This is a genomic window from Bacillus sp. J14TS2, assembly GCF_018333015.1.
Taxonomy (GTDB): domain Bacteria; phylum Bacillota; class Bacilli; order Bacillales; family Bacillaceae_C; genus Lederbergia.
In genome coordinates this window covers 20915-36589 of the sequence record NZ_BORE01000028.1, presented here as the reverse complement: position 1 = coordinate 36589, position 15675 = coordinate 20915, and the positions used below count along the sequence as shown (strand labels likewise).

General features: G+C 38.2%; 12 protein-coding genes and 1 pseudogene. 8 read left to right on the top strand and 5 right to left on the bottom strand.

The annotated features are described in order from the left end of the window. Window positions 1–315: 315 nt before the first annotated feature. From KI375_RS25845 to KI375_RS25825, 5 genes are all read right to left on the bottom strand, one after another. Entirely contained in the window at window positions 316–2250 is a 1935-nt protein-coding gene (locus tag KI375_RS25845; RefSeq protein ID WP_212976247.1) for an FtsX-like permease family protein, read from the bottom strand. Beyond that, window positions 2225–3001, bottom strand: coding sequence for an ABC transporter ATP-binding protein (locus tag KI375_RS25840; RefSeq protein ID WP_212976246.1), 777 nt, complete (start codon window positions 2999–3001; stop codon window positions 2225–2227). Before KI375_RS25840 ends, KI375_RS25845 begins: the two co-directional genes overlap by 26 nt. A 29-nt stretch (window positions 3002–3030) precedes the next feature. Next, a complete protein-coding gene (locus KI375_RS25835; protein WP_212976245.1) occupies window positions 3031–4077 on the bottom strand; it encodes an ATP-binding protein in 1047 nt (348 codons plus the stop codon). Continuing rightward, window positions 4074–4775 carry a response regulator transcription factor gene (locus KI375_RS25830; RefSeq protein WP_212976244.1) on the bottom strand — a complete coding sequence of 234 codons (702 nt, stop codon included), beginning with the start codon at window positions 4773–4775 and terminating at the stop codon, window positions 4074–4076. The genes KI375_RS25835 and KI375_RS25830 overlap by 4 nt, the downstream gene beginning before the upstream one ends. 89 nt (window positions 4776–4864) lie before the next feature. Then, window positions 4865–6088, bottom strand: a complete 1224-nt coding sequence (locus tag KI375_RS25825) for a DUF418 domain-containing protein (RefSeq protein ID WP_244853087.1) — start codon at window positions 6086–6088, stop codon at window positions 4865–4867. A 483-nt stretch (window positions 6089–6571) separates the two neighbouring features. On the opposite strand from KI375_RS25825, the gene tpx reads away from it, so the two are divergent. The 8 genes and pseudogenes from tpx to argH all read left to right on the top strand — a co-directional run bounded on the left by tpx (window position 6572) and on the right by argH (window position 15658). After that, window positions 6572–7072, top strand: coding sequence for a thiol peroxidase (gene tpx, locus KI375_RS25820; RefSeq protein WP_212976243.1), 501 nt, complete (start codon window positions 6572–6574; stop codon window positions 7070–7072). A gap of 158 nt (window positions 7073–7230) precedes the next feature. Next, window positions 7231–8151 carry a metallophosphoesterase family protein gene (locus KI375_RS25815; protein WP_212976242.1) on the top strand — a complete coding sequence of 307 codons (921 nt, stop codon included), beginning with the start codon at window positions 7231–7233 and terminating at the stop codon, window positions 8149–8151. 303 nt (window positions 8152–8454) lie between these two features. Continuing rightward, a pseudogene (locus tag KI375_RS25810) lies at window positions 8455–9033 on the top strand (RNA-guided endonuclease InsQ/TnpB family protein); the annotation flags it as partial. A 416-nt stretch (window positions 9034–9449) separates the two neighbouring features. After that, window positions 9450–10439 (top strand): class I SAM-dependent methyltransferase, encoded by a 990-nt coding sequence (locus KI375_RS25805; RefSeq protein WP_244853085.1) that lies wholly within the window; start codon window positions 9450–9452, stop codon window positions 10437–10439. Between the two features lie 76 nt (window positions 10440–10515). Beyond that, complete coding sequence (locus KI375_RS25800) at window positions 10516–11700, top strand: acetate kinase (protein WP_212976241.1); 1185 nt, start codon at window positions 10516–10518, stop codon at window positions 11698–11700. A gap of 305 nt (window positions 11701–12005) precedes the next feature. Further along, complete coding sequence (locus tag KI375_RS25795) at window positions 12006–12848, top strand: EcsC family protein (RefSeq protein ID WP_212976240.1); 843 nt, start codon at window positions 12006–12008, stop codon at window positions 12846–12848. Window positions 12849–13076: 228 nt separating this feature from the next. Then, window positions 13077–14282: an argininosuccinate synthase gene (locus tag KI375_RS25790; RefSeq protein ID WP_212976239.1), complete on the top strand. Its 1206-nt coding sequence runs from the start codon at window positions 13077–13079 to the stop codon at window positions 14280–14282. Then, on the top strand, window positions 14279–15658 hold the full coding sequence (argH, locus tag KI375_RS25785; protein ID WP_212976238.1) for an argininosuccinate lyase: 1380 nt from the start codon (window positions 14279–14281) through the stop codon (window positions 15656–15658). The genes KI375_RS25790 and argH overlap by 4 nt, the downstream gene beginning before the upstream one ends. Window positions 15659–15675: the final 17 nt, after the last annotated feature.

Genomic DNA, 15675 nt, shown 5'->3' with positions numbered 1-15675 from the left:
GGGTTGTGTTATTTTTTTACTTGTCATAAATTAATAATACACGAGAGCAGACCCTTTGTGGTCTGTTTTTTTTGTGCACAAAAAAACTGTTGCACGATCAGTTACCTGATTGTGCAACAGCTCCTTTGACCTCGAGCCGATGGCGCCTGGAGCTAGATCAAACATTAGCCAAAATTTATACTTTTTACCTTTTCAAAAAAAGTGCCTCTTCATGAAAAGTTTAACATCATGAAGAGGCACTTTTTGATTTTATAACCATGGGGAATACGAGTAAAAGCCTCGAGATTCCTTTCACTATACTTGTTCAAATACTCCTTAAGAAATCACCCTTTTTAAATAGATTTGTCGAGTGATGGCATAATAAATGGCTTGGAAAAGATAATAGACCGCGATCGCGATGAAGCCTTCTTTCCAAATTCCTTCCGCTCCTAAAGTGAGACTAGCACTTACATAAACGAAAACCGTGTGCAAGGAACCAACGAGGACCGGTAAGAAAAACAGAATGGCAATCTGGATGGAGGCCATTTTCCTCATTTCTACCTGTGTAAAACCAAGCTTTTTTAAGGCAGTATACGATTTTCGCTCTTCCTCCATTTCTGTATACAGCTTGAAATAAATCAGACTGCTCGTAGTCAGAAAAAATAAACAAGCAATAAAATGGCCGATCATTAATAAAAGGGTGCTCCATTTATTGATTTCAAGATAATCGCTAAATCCGTCCAACAACATGACTGAATCATTAGCTGTTCTGTTAGATTGAATGTCCTTTAGTAAATCAGGTGCATGGGCAAGATTGGTGAAATAATAATCGTGAAGCACCAACTGCTCGTTCCTATCCATACTTGCCTGTAAATCCGTAAAAAGCGATTGATCAACCACTAGTAAATAAGGTGGCTGATAACCTCCTCCTCGAATGATCGTCACCGCAAAAAGATTTGCTTGAAGCTCTAATTGAAGCGGATCCTGATTAGCAAATTTCATCTCTACTTGATTACCTGTAAATTTGGTGGCACCCCACTCTTTTCCTTCAAATGGTTCAAATGGCGAAATAAACACCGTTTTCCCTGCTTCTGCATCTACGGCTTGTGCGGAACGTTGTATAGGTTTGATTCGGCGGTTGTAATCTTGATCAGATATGATCCAAGCTGTTTTTTCCTGCTGATTGATTAGAATGGATGTGGGCAACACAACGGTTTGTTCATATGCTTTGATAGTAACCTGGTGCTTTTCAGCAAGAGCTCTTATCTTTTCTTCGGAAAAGAGAGAACCATCTTGTGTTTCCACATCTTTTTGAATCACCATAAGATCCTGGGGACCGCGAATTCCCACATCTGAGTATTGGGTAAACCAAAATAATAAGCCCATGCTAGACATGGCAATCGCACTAAGAACCGCCGCCACGCTCAATATTCTGGCATTATCCTTCATTTTAAAAATTAATGCACTAATTGTTGTCATATTTATATTTTTCCAGAAAAGCGGTGAATTTCGTAATCGTTGTAAAATGACCGTTGTTCCTTGCATAAAAAGCAAATATGTCCCAGTGATGACAAGCAATAAAATTGGAATCATCGAAAAGAACAAGATGAATAAATTTGAAAAGGCAGCGATTAAATAGCCAACAAGCAGAAGTACTACACTTAAGAACGTAAGCTTAGGTGAATAGATGGGTGATTCTTTTGGTAATTTCACCGCGTTAATAAGATGAATGATTTCACTTTTGTGAATCTCTCTTAAACCAATTAGTGTTACCCCTTCAAATAAAAAAAGGAAGAGACACAATGTTATGATAATCGCCAACGGAGGGACTGAAAATAATAAAGGTTCACCTTGTTGTAATATCACATTAACAAACATGAAAAAGAGCCTTGATAATAAGATCCCAGTAAGGATACCGATTATGATCGAAAGAAAGGAAATCGCTGTAAATTCAACAAAGACCAACCTAGCGATTTTTTTGTTGGTAAGACCGACCATCTTTAGCAAACCAAATTCTTTTTTTCGTGATTTCATCATGGCAGTATAAGAATAAACCGTAAAAAAAATGGTGAAAAAGATGATGGCTATATTACAGCTTATAAATAAAACATAGATAATTGGATGGATGTCTTGATTAGCCAAATTTGGATGTAAGACAAATGCTAGAAACAAATAGAAAATAAATACTGTAAAGATGTTGCTAAGGATAAAAGATGCATAGGATTGCAAATTCCTTCGTAAATTTTTATATAGAAGTTGGCGGAAGGTCATCTTCATGTCCTCCCATCAACGATAGTACATCGAGAATTTTTTGAAAAAAAGCTTGTCTTTGCCCACTGTGATAAATTTCTGTATACGGCTTTCCATCACGGATGAACACAACTCGTTTGCAATAACTAGCAGCAAAGGGATCATGGGTAACCATGAGAATCGTACGACTTTGTTCTTGGTTCAATTGCTGCAGGGAATCCATTAAGCTTTTAGCCGCTTTGGAATCAAGGTTTCCAGTCGGTTCATCTGCCAGTATTAATTGTGGATGATGGATAAGCGCTCTAGCAGCGGCCGTTCTTTGCTGTTCTCCTCCGGAAATTTCATAGGTTCTTTTTTCTAAGATATCGGATATGTTTAAAATAGCAGCGATATCGTCCAGCCTTTTTTCCATTTCGGACTTCGGTATGCTTTCCAACACTAGGGGAAGCAGAATATTTTCTTTTACAGTCAACGTTTCTAATAAATGGAAATCTTGAAAAATGAACCCTAATTTTTTCCTTCTAAATAAAGAAAGCTGTTGATCATTTAATGATTTGGTATTGACACCATCCAGTTCAACTGTTCCTGCGGATGGTTGATCAATCGTGGCTAGGATGTTCAACAAGCTTGATTTTCCACTGCCAGATGGTCCCATAATCCCAATAAATTCTCCAAAGTCTACCTCAAGATTAAATTGGTCAATCGCCTTCTGGGCGTACCTGCCTTTTTTCGATGTGTAAATTTTTGAGATGTTTTTTGCCTTTACTAACATTGGCTTCCCCTCCTTTCTGTTATTATCTATTATCTAGCGACATGATGATAATCATCATGTAACATAAAATGTAAGGTGACGGTAGTGCCGGCATTTTCTTGGGAATCGATGGTAATCCGGTGCTGTAGCTTATCGATGATCTGCTTGACAAGATAGAGCCCCATCCCTGTGGATTCCTGGCGTTTTCTTCCGTTCGCTCCAGTGAAGAAAGCATCGAATACTCGAGGGAGATCCTCTTGTTTGATTCCAATTCCGTCATCCTTGATGGATAATTGGATTTCATTCTTCTTTTTCTCCACATAAAAATGAATATAGCCGTTAGGTTCCGAATATTTCAGCGCGTTTTGAATTAGTTGTTCTACTACAAATCTCAACCATTTTTGATCTGATTCAATTGGATACAACGTCTCATCTGACGTGAATTTTGGAAAAATATGATAGCGAATAAATTGCTTTCGCTTGTCATGCAGTAATGCTCGCAACCAAGTGACAAGTTCAAATTTTTCAATTGAAAAATCAAGCTCGAATTTTTGAATGCGCAATGTCGATAACATCATTTGAATCCCATCGGCAACCTTCAGCGTTTCTTCATCTATTTGGCTAATGAGATCCTGTCTTGTTATTTCCTTTTCTTGTTGCAGTAATAATTGAATCACAGAAATAGGTGTCTTCATTTGATGAGCCCAGCGATTCGCAAAATAATAGGATTGCTGAAGTTTATCTTGATAGTCTCCCACTTGGTTGACATAAAGGGCATAAGAGTTTGCACAAAGCTGCTGAAATAACCTTTGTTCCCTTGTAATGGGATGCTGTAGATTCAGAAAGGCATCCAGCTCCTCACTCCTTAAGACGCTATTTAATTCATCGAAAAAAGATTTCTTCCGAATAAAATCAACCGTTAAGTAGCCTAGGAGAAGGAGAAAAGAGAGGAGACTAATATAAAGTAAATGCTTTGTTGAAATAAACACTTTTCCTTCTAATAAGCTAAGTTTGACAATACACAAGATCAGCGCAGTATTGAAAAGGTATAGAACAATAAAGGTCAATCGATCCACTAAAAAGTCACGGAACCTCATAATGATTGTCCCCAAGTATTTTTCAGAAGATATCCTTGCCCTCGTATTGTCTGAATTGCATCAACAATCCCGAGTTCCTTTAACTTCTCCCTAACTCTTCGAATATTAACGTTCAATGTATTGTCATCAACAAAATCGATTTCATCCCAGATTGCCTCCAATAGCTCATTCCTTGTAACAACTTGTCCATGCTTGGATAACAATATATCAAGTAAACGAAACTCCTTTGGACTGCATTCAGTTTTCCGATGATTGAATTCCACTGTATTTTTATCCCGATAAAGAAAAAGACCATCTACTTCTAAAATATGATAGTCGGTTGGAGACGCATAATCTCCATACGTTCTTCGTAATACCCCCTTAACCTTGGCTAATAAAACTTCTAAATGAAAAGGCTTTGTAATATAATCATCGCCCCCATTTTCTATTGCAAAAACCTGATCCATCTCCCCAGAACGTGCAGTTAAAAAGATAATCGGGACATGGGAGATGCTGCGAATTTGCCTACACCAATAAAAACCATCAAAAGAGGGGAGATGAATATCCAAGATAACAAGATCTGGCCGATATTGGACAAACTCCTCTTTTATTGAATCAAATTCGTCAGCAATTTGAACAGCATAGCCATATTTTTGCAAATAACGGCCAACAAGACCGGCCATCCTTGCATCATCCTCTACAATATATATTTGATACATTTTTTCAACCTCCAACTAGAGCATATGACTATTGTACAATAGAAACGCCATACTCGTGAGTAGGCATTTCTATATTCTTTTTGGAGGTATTAATTGGTTTTTTTGATAGGAAAGACCTGCCAATAGGTGATATTTCTCCAAATCCATTCCAAAGGTCCAAAGCGGAACTTTTTCAACCAAAGCTGACTAAGGAATAGCTGCAGGATAAAGATGACAATGGATATAAAAAGACCGGCAAAGGGATACACCTTTCCATATAGTCCAAGTCCGTAATGATAAAATATTGTAGTGCCGATAATGGATTGAAAAATATAATTTGAAAAAGCCGTTTTCCCAACTGCAGCAAAGGGAAGAAAGAAGCGCTTCGTCCTCTCGGATTGTGTCATACGAACCAAAGAAATAAGATAAAAGAGCATAAGCAAGGGAGCGCCAATTAATAAAAGTCCTTCTTGATCCCAGACATGAAAGAGAATATTGCAAGGTAGCCCTACCACAAACCCGAGGAACCAAAGGATCGATAATGTTTTTCGATGTTGCTGAGGGTGATGCAATATTTTCGCTTTCGCAAAGGCAGCTCCAAGTAAAAATAAGCTAAAATAAGGTAAATTGGAAAAAATATAAAGAATAGGATTAAGCGAAAGCATCCCATTCATTGACATATACATAAAACGATCATGGATTCTTTGTGTTGCGATTTCTTTAAAGGTTCCATGTGCATACATATCAAGCGCTTGTTCAGCCTCACCCGTCATCTCAGCATTATATTGGATCTGCCATTCCTGCATCCCCTCCTGTGCAGCTGAAAAGGATGATAAAAGTAAAGGTAAACTAAACAAACAGTAGAGGACAATCGCCCAAATAAATAACGTTTTTGCTTTACGTTTTCGAAATAAAAATAACAATAAGCCAAGCAGGGCATAATCCGTTAAGATGTCACCATCCCAAATGAAAAAGGCATGAATCGTGCCAAATAACAATAAGGCGAATAGGCGGCGCATATATTTACGACCAAATTTTTCTCCTTTTTGCAGAGAACGTTCAAACATAATGACCATGCCAAAGCCAAATAGAAAAGAGAACATCATGATAAATTTCATCTGCACAAATATATCAAGGAATATGCGGGTCCCATGATCCAGAGCTCCCCAAGAGCTGGTGAAAAAATTCTCACTCGCTAACTGACCTAAATATAAGTCAGGATAACTAAAATGTGCCATATTGACGAGCAGAATCCCAAAAATCGCGATCCCTCGTATCACATCAATATGGACAAGGCGTTCTTGCCCTAAAATTGGTTGAATCGTTTGTTTCAATGCGATCTTCCTCCTTTTAGTGGATGTCCAAAAAAGTCCGGTAAAAATGATACTGCGAGATAAATGACCTTCGACTTTACCGACACGTCCTGTGTCGAACGCCGAAATCACCACACACGCGCAAGCTCGTTGGTTTTCTTTTCCTTCGTGCGATGCGGGATCTTCCGTTAAAATCGCCCACGTCCTGGAAATACGGAAGTCAGTACATCCTGTACAAGTCCGCCTTGAATTTTCGACGTATAGGATGTCCTAGTGTCGGATGTTTGCGATTGTCGCCAGCGCCTTTAGCCGACTTGGTCTTTTTTATCCTCCTTTTTGAAAACATTCCTTTAAGTAAAATCATAAAGAAAAAAATAAGAGAGAAAAATGGATATAGGTGACAAATAGAAGAAACGATCTTACAAAATTGAAAGGTGTATCACTTGCATCATTGGAAATAATAGTCAATGATAGTGTTATACCTAGCTTAAGGAGGAATTATTTATGGCAGCGATTACGTTTAAAGGAACCCCGATGACATTGGTGGGAAGTGAGGTCAAGGTTGGCGATCAGGCCCCAGATTTCACAGTACTTGCCAATGATTTATCTGAAGTGAAACTCAGTGATTTTGCTGGACAAGTTCGCTTGATTAGTGTTGTTCCCTCTGTTGATACAGGAGTGTGTGCGGCACAAACGAAGCGTTTTAATGAAGAGTTAGCAAAGCTCGATAATGTACAAGTTCTAACTATTTCTGCGGATCTTCCATTCGCACAAGCACGTTGGGCTGCTGAAAATAATCTGGGTGGCGCTAAAATTTACTCAGATCACCGCGATCTTTCATTTGGAGAAGCATATGGAGTAGTGATGAAAGAATTGCGCCTTCTTGCACGCAGCGTATTTATTATTGATAGCAATGATAAAGTAGTATACACAGAATATGTCAGCGAGGGCACCAACCACCCTGATTATGATTCTGCGCTAGATGCGGCGAATGCAGCGAAATAAAGGATGGATGAAGCTCCGGGGAAACCCGGAGCTTTTTACTTGAAAATATATAGTCTAACTCCCTTTAGAAAAATACTCCTGGATAGGAAAACCTTCGCATAATGTTGAATATTAAGTGGAGTAACGTGAGTTTTTTGATTTTACAAGGAGGGGATAGTGTGGAGAAATCGGATATTCGCTTTGGGTTAATTACGGATGTACATTATGATTTGATGTACCAAGCAAATGATAGATTGGAAACCTTTATCAAAAGAGCTAATGATGAACAGGTTGATTTCATTATTCAACTAGGAGATTTTTGTTTTCCAAAACCGGAAAACAAAGAGTTTCTTCAAACTTGGGAGAAGTTTAAAGGGCAAAGGTATCATGTGCTTGGAAACCACGATATGGACCATTGTGATAAAAAAACAATCATGGATTTCCTGGGTATGGAATATAACTATTATTCGTTTGATCATGGTGATTACCATTTCGTCGTTCTTGATGCAAACTATTTAAATCTTGATGGTCAATATATTGATTACTCATATGGTAATTATTTTAAATATCGAGAAGAGGCTAAAAACAATATTACGGATGAACAGTACCAGTGGTTGACGCAAGATTTGGCCTCAACTACAAAGCCTACTATGATTTTTAGTCATCAAAGTCTTGAGAATCCTTATGTCGGAGTTAAAACCAGTGATACCCTTCATAGACTTTTTAAAGACATAAATGAAGTAGCTGGGTGTAAAAAAGTATTTGCCTGCATGAATGGCCATAATCATTTGGATGGAGTCAAAGTCATTGAAGACATATATTTTATTCATATGAATAGCAGTTCTTATGTTTGGCTGGGAGCTAAGTATAATACCACTTCTTATACAGAGGAGATAAGAGATGAATTTCCAATTTTAAAACATTCTGTGCCATACCAAGATCCACTTTATGCCATCATTACCTTGAGACCCAATGAATTGATAATAGAAGGAAAAGAAAGTGAGTTTGTTGAACCTGCACCATTTGCTTGTGGCCATAGTAATGTCTCAGCAGGACATGTTTTGGTCCCAAAAATATCAGATCGAAGATTAAAGTATTAAAAAAGTAGACTTAATTGGAAGAGTGGAAAGTCAAGAGGAATACAAGCTAGACTAAGGTTTGCTGCTAAAACAGCTTATTCTTTGAAGATGGGAGCAACGACATCAATACAAAGAAGAGGTGTTTTCCCTGTCTATCATGATCAATCTATCATTCCAGCCAAGAGGACTCCCTCCTCAAAAATTTGTTGCAATTTTAGGTGAGAGGTGAATGGACGGTTTTCGCTTTTTATGCTAGGATTTTCATTCCCCTTTTGGTAAAATAAACATATGGGAACTTATGTTTTGGGGAGGGGTGAAAATCAAATGGCAAACTACAAAACGATGCAAATCTGGGTGAAAAAAGGTCATCGAATGCATGGGTATTTCAGAGAGATGTGCCAAAACGCAAAGAACTTACATAACGCGACAAACTTTTACATCCGTCAGGTGTTTACTGGTTTAACTCAGGAAAAAGAATTACAACCTCTTCAACGAGAAGTTTTAGATGCCATTCAAAAGCATTTACCGAAAATGAATGACAATCAACTCTCAGCGTACAAAAAGAAAGTTGAAAAAGAAAAAACAAAAACTATCGAAAAACAAAAAGAAATCAAGTGTAATTTATTTGAAGAGCCGTCAAAAGAGAAACCATATATTCATTACAACTTTCTGGACGCCCTTTTTAAATCGATGATTCAAAAAAACGATTACCGCTCACTCCCAACGCAATCAAGTCAGGGAATTATGAAAACGGTATTCCAAAACTGGAAATCGTTTTATGCCAGTTTGCGGGAATACAAAGTTACACCTTCAAAGTTTAAAGCGAGACCCAGAATCCCTGGTTATAGTCGTTCTAACGAAAAGGAAATCTCATTCTCTAACCAAGACTGTGTAGTAAAAGATCATAGCGCTGGGATAGCGGGGTTGGGTGTTTTTAGCACACCGATGTGTCAACTCCACTGTTGGTTAATCGTCGCTTGAAGTCGATACCACAGAAACCCCCACTTCAAACTTCGTAGAAATTAAGTGGCGGGAGTACTCATTGTCCTAATTATTCCGTATTTAAGGTCAATTCCGCTAAAGGCAGATGATTGTGTACTTCCTGTATGTCTGTTTAAAGAAAAGGGATACAAAGAATCCCCTTTCATATGTTAAATATTTCACAAAAGTTCGAACTTCTTTAAATTCGTACTTTTTCCTTGTTTCCAAACCTTGTGAAAGCTAAACTAGAGATAAAGAATAGATCCATGTATAGAATGGTGAATATCTGCCAGAAACTATTACGTAGCATGATAGATGCATGGATGGGAGGTTTTATTTTGACTACTTCTTCAACTGAAAAGCTTTTTACCATCTTTGATCAATCATCAACGATTTTACAAGATGAACTAGCTTGTACTTATTTAGAGGCGTTAGCTGAAACAGGTGATAATATATTCCAGGATAAAATTCTGCAGGAAGGCTTAAGTGAACTTAACAACAAAAGGTTGCAGAAAGAATATGCAGAGTTAAACCTTGTTTCTTATACATCTGAAGAAATTCGCAGAGCGTATCAATTAGCGATTTTAAAGGGCATGAAAGGCACGACTCAAACTAATCATCAAATGACACCTGATTCAATTGGTTTATTGATCGGTTATTTAATACAAAAGTTTATAAGCGATCGACAGCAACTATCCATCCTAGATCCTGCTGTTGGGACAGGTAACTTACTATCCACGGTTTTAAATATGTATGAACAAGTTCCTACGATTGAATCGTTTGGTGTAGAGGTCGATGAAATTTTGATTCGCTTAGCTTACATTGGAGCCAACTTACAAAGACAGCAAACAGAATTTTTTCATCAGGATGCCTTGGCCCCCCTATTCATAGACCCTGTAGATCTTGTGGTGGGTGATCTACCTGTTGGCTATTACCCAAATGATATGCAAGCCTCCGAATATGAGTTGAAGTCAGCGAAAGGGCATGCCTATGCTCATCACTTATTTATTGAACAAGGCTTGCGGCATACAAAACCGGGAGGATATCTGTTTTTTCTCATCCCGAATGGATTATTTGAGTCAGAACAGGCGGAAAAACTGCAAAACTATTTAAAAGATACAGCGTATATACAAGCTGTCTTACAGCTGCCATTTTCGATTTTTAAAAATGACCAAGCAGCGAAGAGCATTTTTATTCTGCAAAAGAAAAGTCCGGAAACCAAAGCACCAAAAGAAGTTTTATTAGCATCCCTTCCAAGCCTTTCGAAAAAAGAAGCGGTTGATAAAATGCTTTGGAAAATGGAAAAATGGTTCCAGGATAATAAATAAAGAAAAGCGGAGGCGCCTGTCCAGGGCGTTCTGTACAAGACGAAGATATGATTAATACAAAGGATGCTGATGATATATGGCTAAGATTTTTGCGGTTAACGCGGGAAGCTCATCTTTGAAATTTCAACTTTTTGATATGCCAGAAGAAAAGGTCATCACAAAAGGATTGATTGAGCGTATTGGATTAAAGGATTCTGTGTTTACAATTAATGTAGGAACAGAGCGACATAAAGAAACACTGGATATTGCGAATCATGAAGAGGCAGTTGCTTTATTATTAGATCGATTAATTTCTCTTGGTGTGATTCAGTCCCTTAATGAGATAGAGGGAGTGGGGCATCGGGTCGTACATGGTGGCGAAGTATTTAGCGATTCGTCCTTAATTGATCAAGATACATTGAAAAAAATTGAAGATTTATCTGAACTAGCACCACTTCACAATCCTGCTAATGCAACAGGGATAAAGGAATTCCAAAAGGCATTACCCAATGTACCTCAAGTAGCTGTATTTGATACAGCTTTTCACCAAACCATGCCAGAGAATTCATTTTTGTATAGCCTCCCTTACGATTATTATAAGGAATATGGGATCCGAAAGTATGGTTTCCATGGAACATCGCATAAATATGTCTCAGAAAGGGCTGCTGAATTATTAGAACGGCCTTTGAGTCAAATAAGACTGATCTCTTGTCACCTTGGAAATGGAGCAAGTATAGCCGCAATTAAAGGTGGTAAATCTTTAGATACATCAATGGGTTTTACTCCACTTGCAGGTGTTACAATGGGAACTCGTTCAGGAAATATTGACCCAGCTCTTATCCCGTATGTAATGGAAAAAACAGGAAAGACAGCTGATGAAGTAATTGATGTTCTGAATAAAAAATCTGGCATGTTAGGTGTATCAGGTTTTTCCAGTGATTTACGCGATATTGAATTAGAGGCGAACAATGGAAATCATCGAGCAGAATTGGCATTAGATATTTTTGCGGATCGTATCCATAAATATCTAGGTTCTTATGCTGCAAGAATGTCTGGAGTAGATGCGATCATCTTTACAGCTGGTATCGGGGAAAATAGTGCGACGATTCGTGCGAAGGTTTTAAATGGCCTTGAATTTATGGGCGTATATTGGGATCCTAATTTAAATAATGTTAGAGGACAAGAGCTATTTGTGAATTACCCTCATTCTCCTGTAAAAGTCATTGTCATCCCAACCAATGAGGAGATTATGATTGCCAAGGATGTTGTACGTCTTTCATAAGAAAAGCGCAAGGTGCCCGCCTATCGGCGACAAGCAAATGTTCTGAAAACTAAGATGGGCGTTTTTTCTTTCATAGGTTTCAGGTTATTATGCAGAACATCGGCTAAGTTCGCGCCGTCCTGGCGGCAGACTCAAACGCGACGCCCTGTCGCTTCGTCTGCACTAGTACATCCTGTACGTCGCGATGCCGATGGACTCGCTCCTGCGAGCCTCGAGCCGATGGCTCCTGAAGCTAGATCCAGCATTAGTCAAAATTCTATACCTTTCTATTTTAAAATAATTTCTAAAAAATTGAGGTGTTATAAATGCATGTAAGTAAGCGAGAGGAGCATCTATGGGAAGAACTTCATGAATGGCGTCAAAGTTTTTTTGAATATGAGGCAACGGATTTAGAGAACACGTACGATCAATGGCTTGATAAAGCATTTTCGTTACTACCAGAAAATATACAAGATCAGTTTTTTTCTAAAGTGGATGACTGGCTTTTCCAATTAAATGCACTGCTTAGAGGAACAACACTGCAACAAGAGGCTGCAGAACGTATTTTAGCAGTAGCGAGATCAATGAATGAGCCGATTCATTCGATGGAAGACATGAAAAGAATGCCAGTCGATCAATTAACCTTCCTAGCTGAACAACAAGCTAGTAAACATCGACTTTATTCCTTATTTCAGGGTGGAGTAACTGGTTCTGGGCAAACTTTAGCCATGACAAGTGATTTTGTGGCGATGCTAGTGATTAACTTACGTGCTGTCCAGCTAACAGCCATGTCTTTTGGATACGATGTTCAATCACCAAAGGGGCTATTAGAAACTTTGAAAGTATTCAATGTTGCCACGATGCCAGAACGAATGAAGATGTTTGGCTGGGAAGATTTAATGGAAGACCTTCAAAAGGATGATCAGCAATTCTATTATGAGGTGCCTGGTCGAATGACAGAACCTATTTGGATTGATGAACCATTAAAACAATTTGTAAAAACAGTCTTTATTTTGCTGTTTTCTAAACGGAAAATATCGGGTGTTCCGCTTATTTCCATCATGATTGGCGCTGGGGTTAATTATCAAACCACGAGGAAGATTACTCGATTTGCAATCAAGTATTATCAGTATAAACACTTGTATGAGAAGCATCATGGTAGTCTATAAGTGTAGAAGAACGTGAACTTTCCTGCTTAAATAATATAGCTAGAAATGTTGAAAAGGGCGTCTAGGTGATCTGACTGGACGTTTTTTTCTTGCTTTTAAATGATTTTTTATACATTTTTATGAATAACTATTGAAAAACATATATCCATATGATAATATCCATAATAACAAATGATTAAAAATAAACTTTTATGTATAAGTATACAATGTACTCAGGAGGGTTTTTTTATGAAAAAGAAAGTCGTTATGGCTTATTCCGGTGGTTTAGATACCTCTGTTGCGATTAAATGGTTTTTGGACCAAGGTTATGATGTTGTGGCTTGTTGTTTAGATATTGGAGAAGGAAAGGATTTAGCTTTCATTCAATCTAAAGCATTAGATATGGGAGCATCAAAAAGTATTGTGATTGATGCAAAAGAAGAATTTGCGAATGAGTATGCTCTACTAGCTCTGCAAGCACATGCTATGTATGAACAAAAATATCCACTTGTTTCAGCACTATCCAGACCTCTAATTGCCAAAAAACTTGTTGAAGTAGCAGAACAAGAAAAGGCTGATGCTGTTGCACATGGTTGTACAGGAAAAGGAAATGACCAAGTGCGTTTTGAAGTGTCGATTAAAGCGTTGAATCCGAATCTTGAAGTGCTTGCTCCTGTGAGAGATTGGAGCTGGTCTCGTGAAGAGGAAATTGAATATGCAAAAGAAAAAGGAGTACCTATTCCAATTAATTTAGACAGTCCTTTTTCCATTGATCAAAATTTATGGGGAAGAAGCAATGAATGTGGAGTGCTAGAAGATCCATGGGCGGCACCTCCAGCAAATGCGTACGATTTAACAGCTGAATTAGAAGATACTCCGGATCAACCAGATGTGATAGAAATTGAATTTGTCGGTGGTGTACCAGTTTCCTTAGATGGAAAGAAATATTCGTTAAGTGAACTTATTTTAACCCTAAATAAATTGGCTGGTAAACACGGTGTTGGCAGAATTGACCATGTGGAAAATAGATTAGTAGGGATTAAATCACGTGAGATTTACGAATGCCCTGGGGCAGTTACACTGCTAACAGCACACAAGGAATTGGAAGATCTGACGCTTGTAAAAGAATTAGCGCATTTTAAGCCTAATATTGAAAAGAAGTTAACGGAAATGATTTATGAAGGTTTATGGTTCTCACCATTAAAACCTGCATTAGAAGCTTTTCTTAAAGAATCACAAAAATTTGTTAATGGGATTGCGAGAGTCAAGCTATTTAAAGGTCATGCAATCGTAGAAGGACGTAAATCCGCAAACTCTCTATACAATGAGAATTTAGCTACCTATACAGCTGACGATGAATTTGATCAATCAGCCTCAGTTGGTTTTATCAAGCTTTGGGGTCTGCCTACAGAAGTACACAGCATGATCCAGAATAAGAATAAGGTGAAAGCATGAAAAAAGCATGGGGTGGACGTTTTTCAAAATCCCCTGAACAATGGATCGAGGAGTTTGGTGCCTCGATCTCATTTGATCAGGAGCTTGTTTTTGAAGACTTAGAAGGAAGCATTGCCCACGTAAAAATGTTAGGAAAAACGAATATTATTCCTCAAGAAGATAGTGAGAAAATTGTTCAAGGGCTTTTAACATTACAGGAAAAAGCGAGTGCAGGTGAGCTAGTCTATTCTGTTTCAGAAGAGGACATCCATCTTAATCTTGAAAAAATGCTTACAAAGGAAATTGGCCCAGTTGGCGGAAAGTTACATACGGGTAGAAGCCGTAATGATCAAGTTGCGACAGATATGCATTTGTATTTGAAAAAGCAAGTACTGGTGATTATAGACCATATTAAGGAACTGCAATCGGCTTTATTTACACAAGCGGAAAAAAATGTCGAAACCATCTTCCCAGGATATACACATTTACAAAGAGCGCAACCTGTTTCCTTTGCTCATCATCTTCTCGCTTACTTTTGGATGCTAGAGCGTGATTATGAACGGTTTCAGGAAAGTTTAAAGCGGATTGATGTGTCTCCCCTTGGAGCAAGTGCACTAGCAGGTACAACTTTTCCGATTGATCGTCATTTTACAGCAGAACAGCTAGGGTTTTCTGATGTATACGAAAACAGCATGGATGCTGTCAGTGATCGCGATTTTATCGTTGAATTTTTAAGTAATGCTTCCTTAACAATTACCCATCTTTCGCGTTTGGCTGAAGAATTTATTCTCTGGTCAAGCAAGGAATTTGATTTTATTGAATTGGATGACACGTATGCGACAGGTAGTAGTATCATGCCTCAGAAGAAAAACCCGGATATGGCTGAGCTGATTCGCGGTAAATCTGGCAGAGTGATTGGTCATTTGATGGGGATGCTGACGACATTGAAGGGACTCCCGCTTACCTATAATAAAGATATGCAAGAGGATAAAGAAGGCATGCTTGATACCGTTCATACAATGATTGGGTCATTGAAAATCTTTGCAGGAATGGTGCGAACGATGACAGTCAAAACCGATGTCATGGAGACTTCTGTCCATCAAGACTTTTCTAATGCAACAGAGCTTGCTGATTATTTAGCGTCGAAAGGAATTCCTTTCCGTGAAGCGCATGAAATAGTAGGGAAGTTAGTTCTAAGCTGTATTCAGAAGGGATGCTATTTATTAGACCTATCATTAGGAGAGTTGCAGGATGCATGCGCACAAATTGAGCAAGATATCTATGCCATTCTCTCACCTAAAAAGGCAGTAGAACGAAGAAATTCATATGGTGGGACTGGGTTTAACCAAGTACGTCATCAATTAGAAAAAGCACAAGCAAAATTAGAAAAGAGCTAATCTCAAAGGGATTAGCT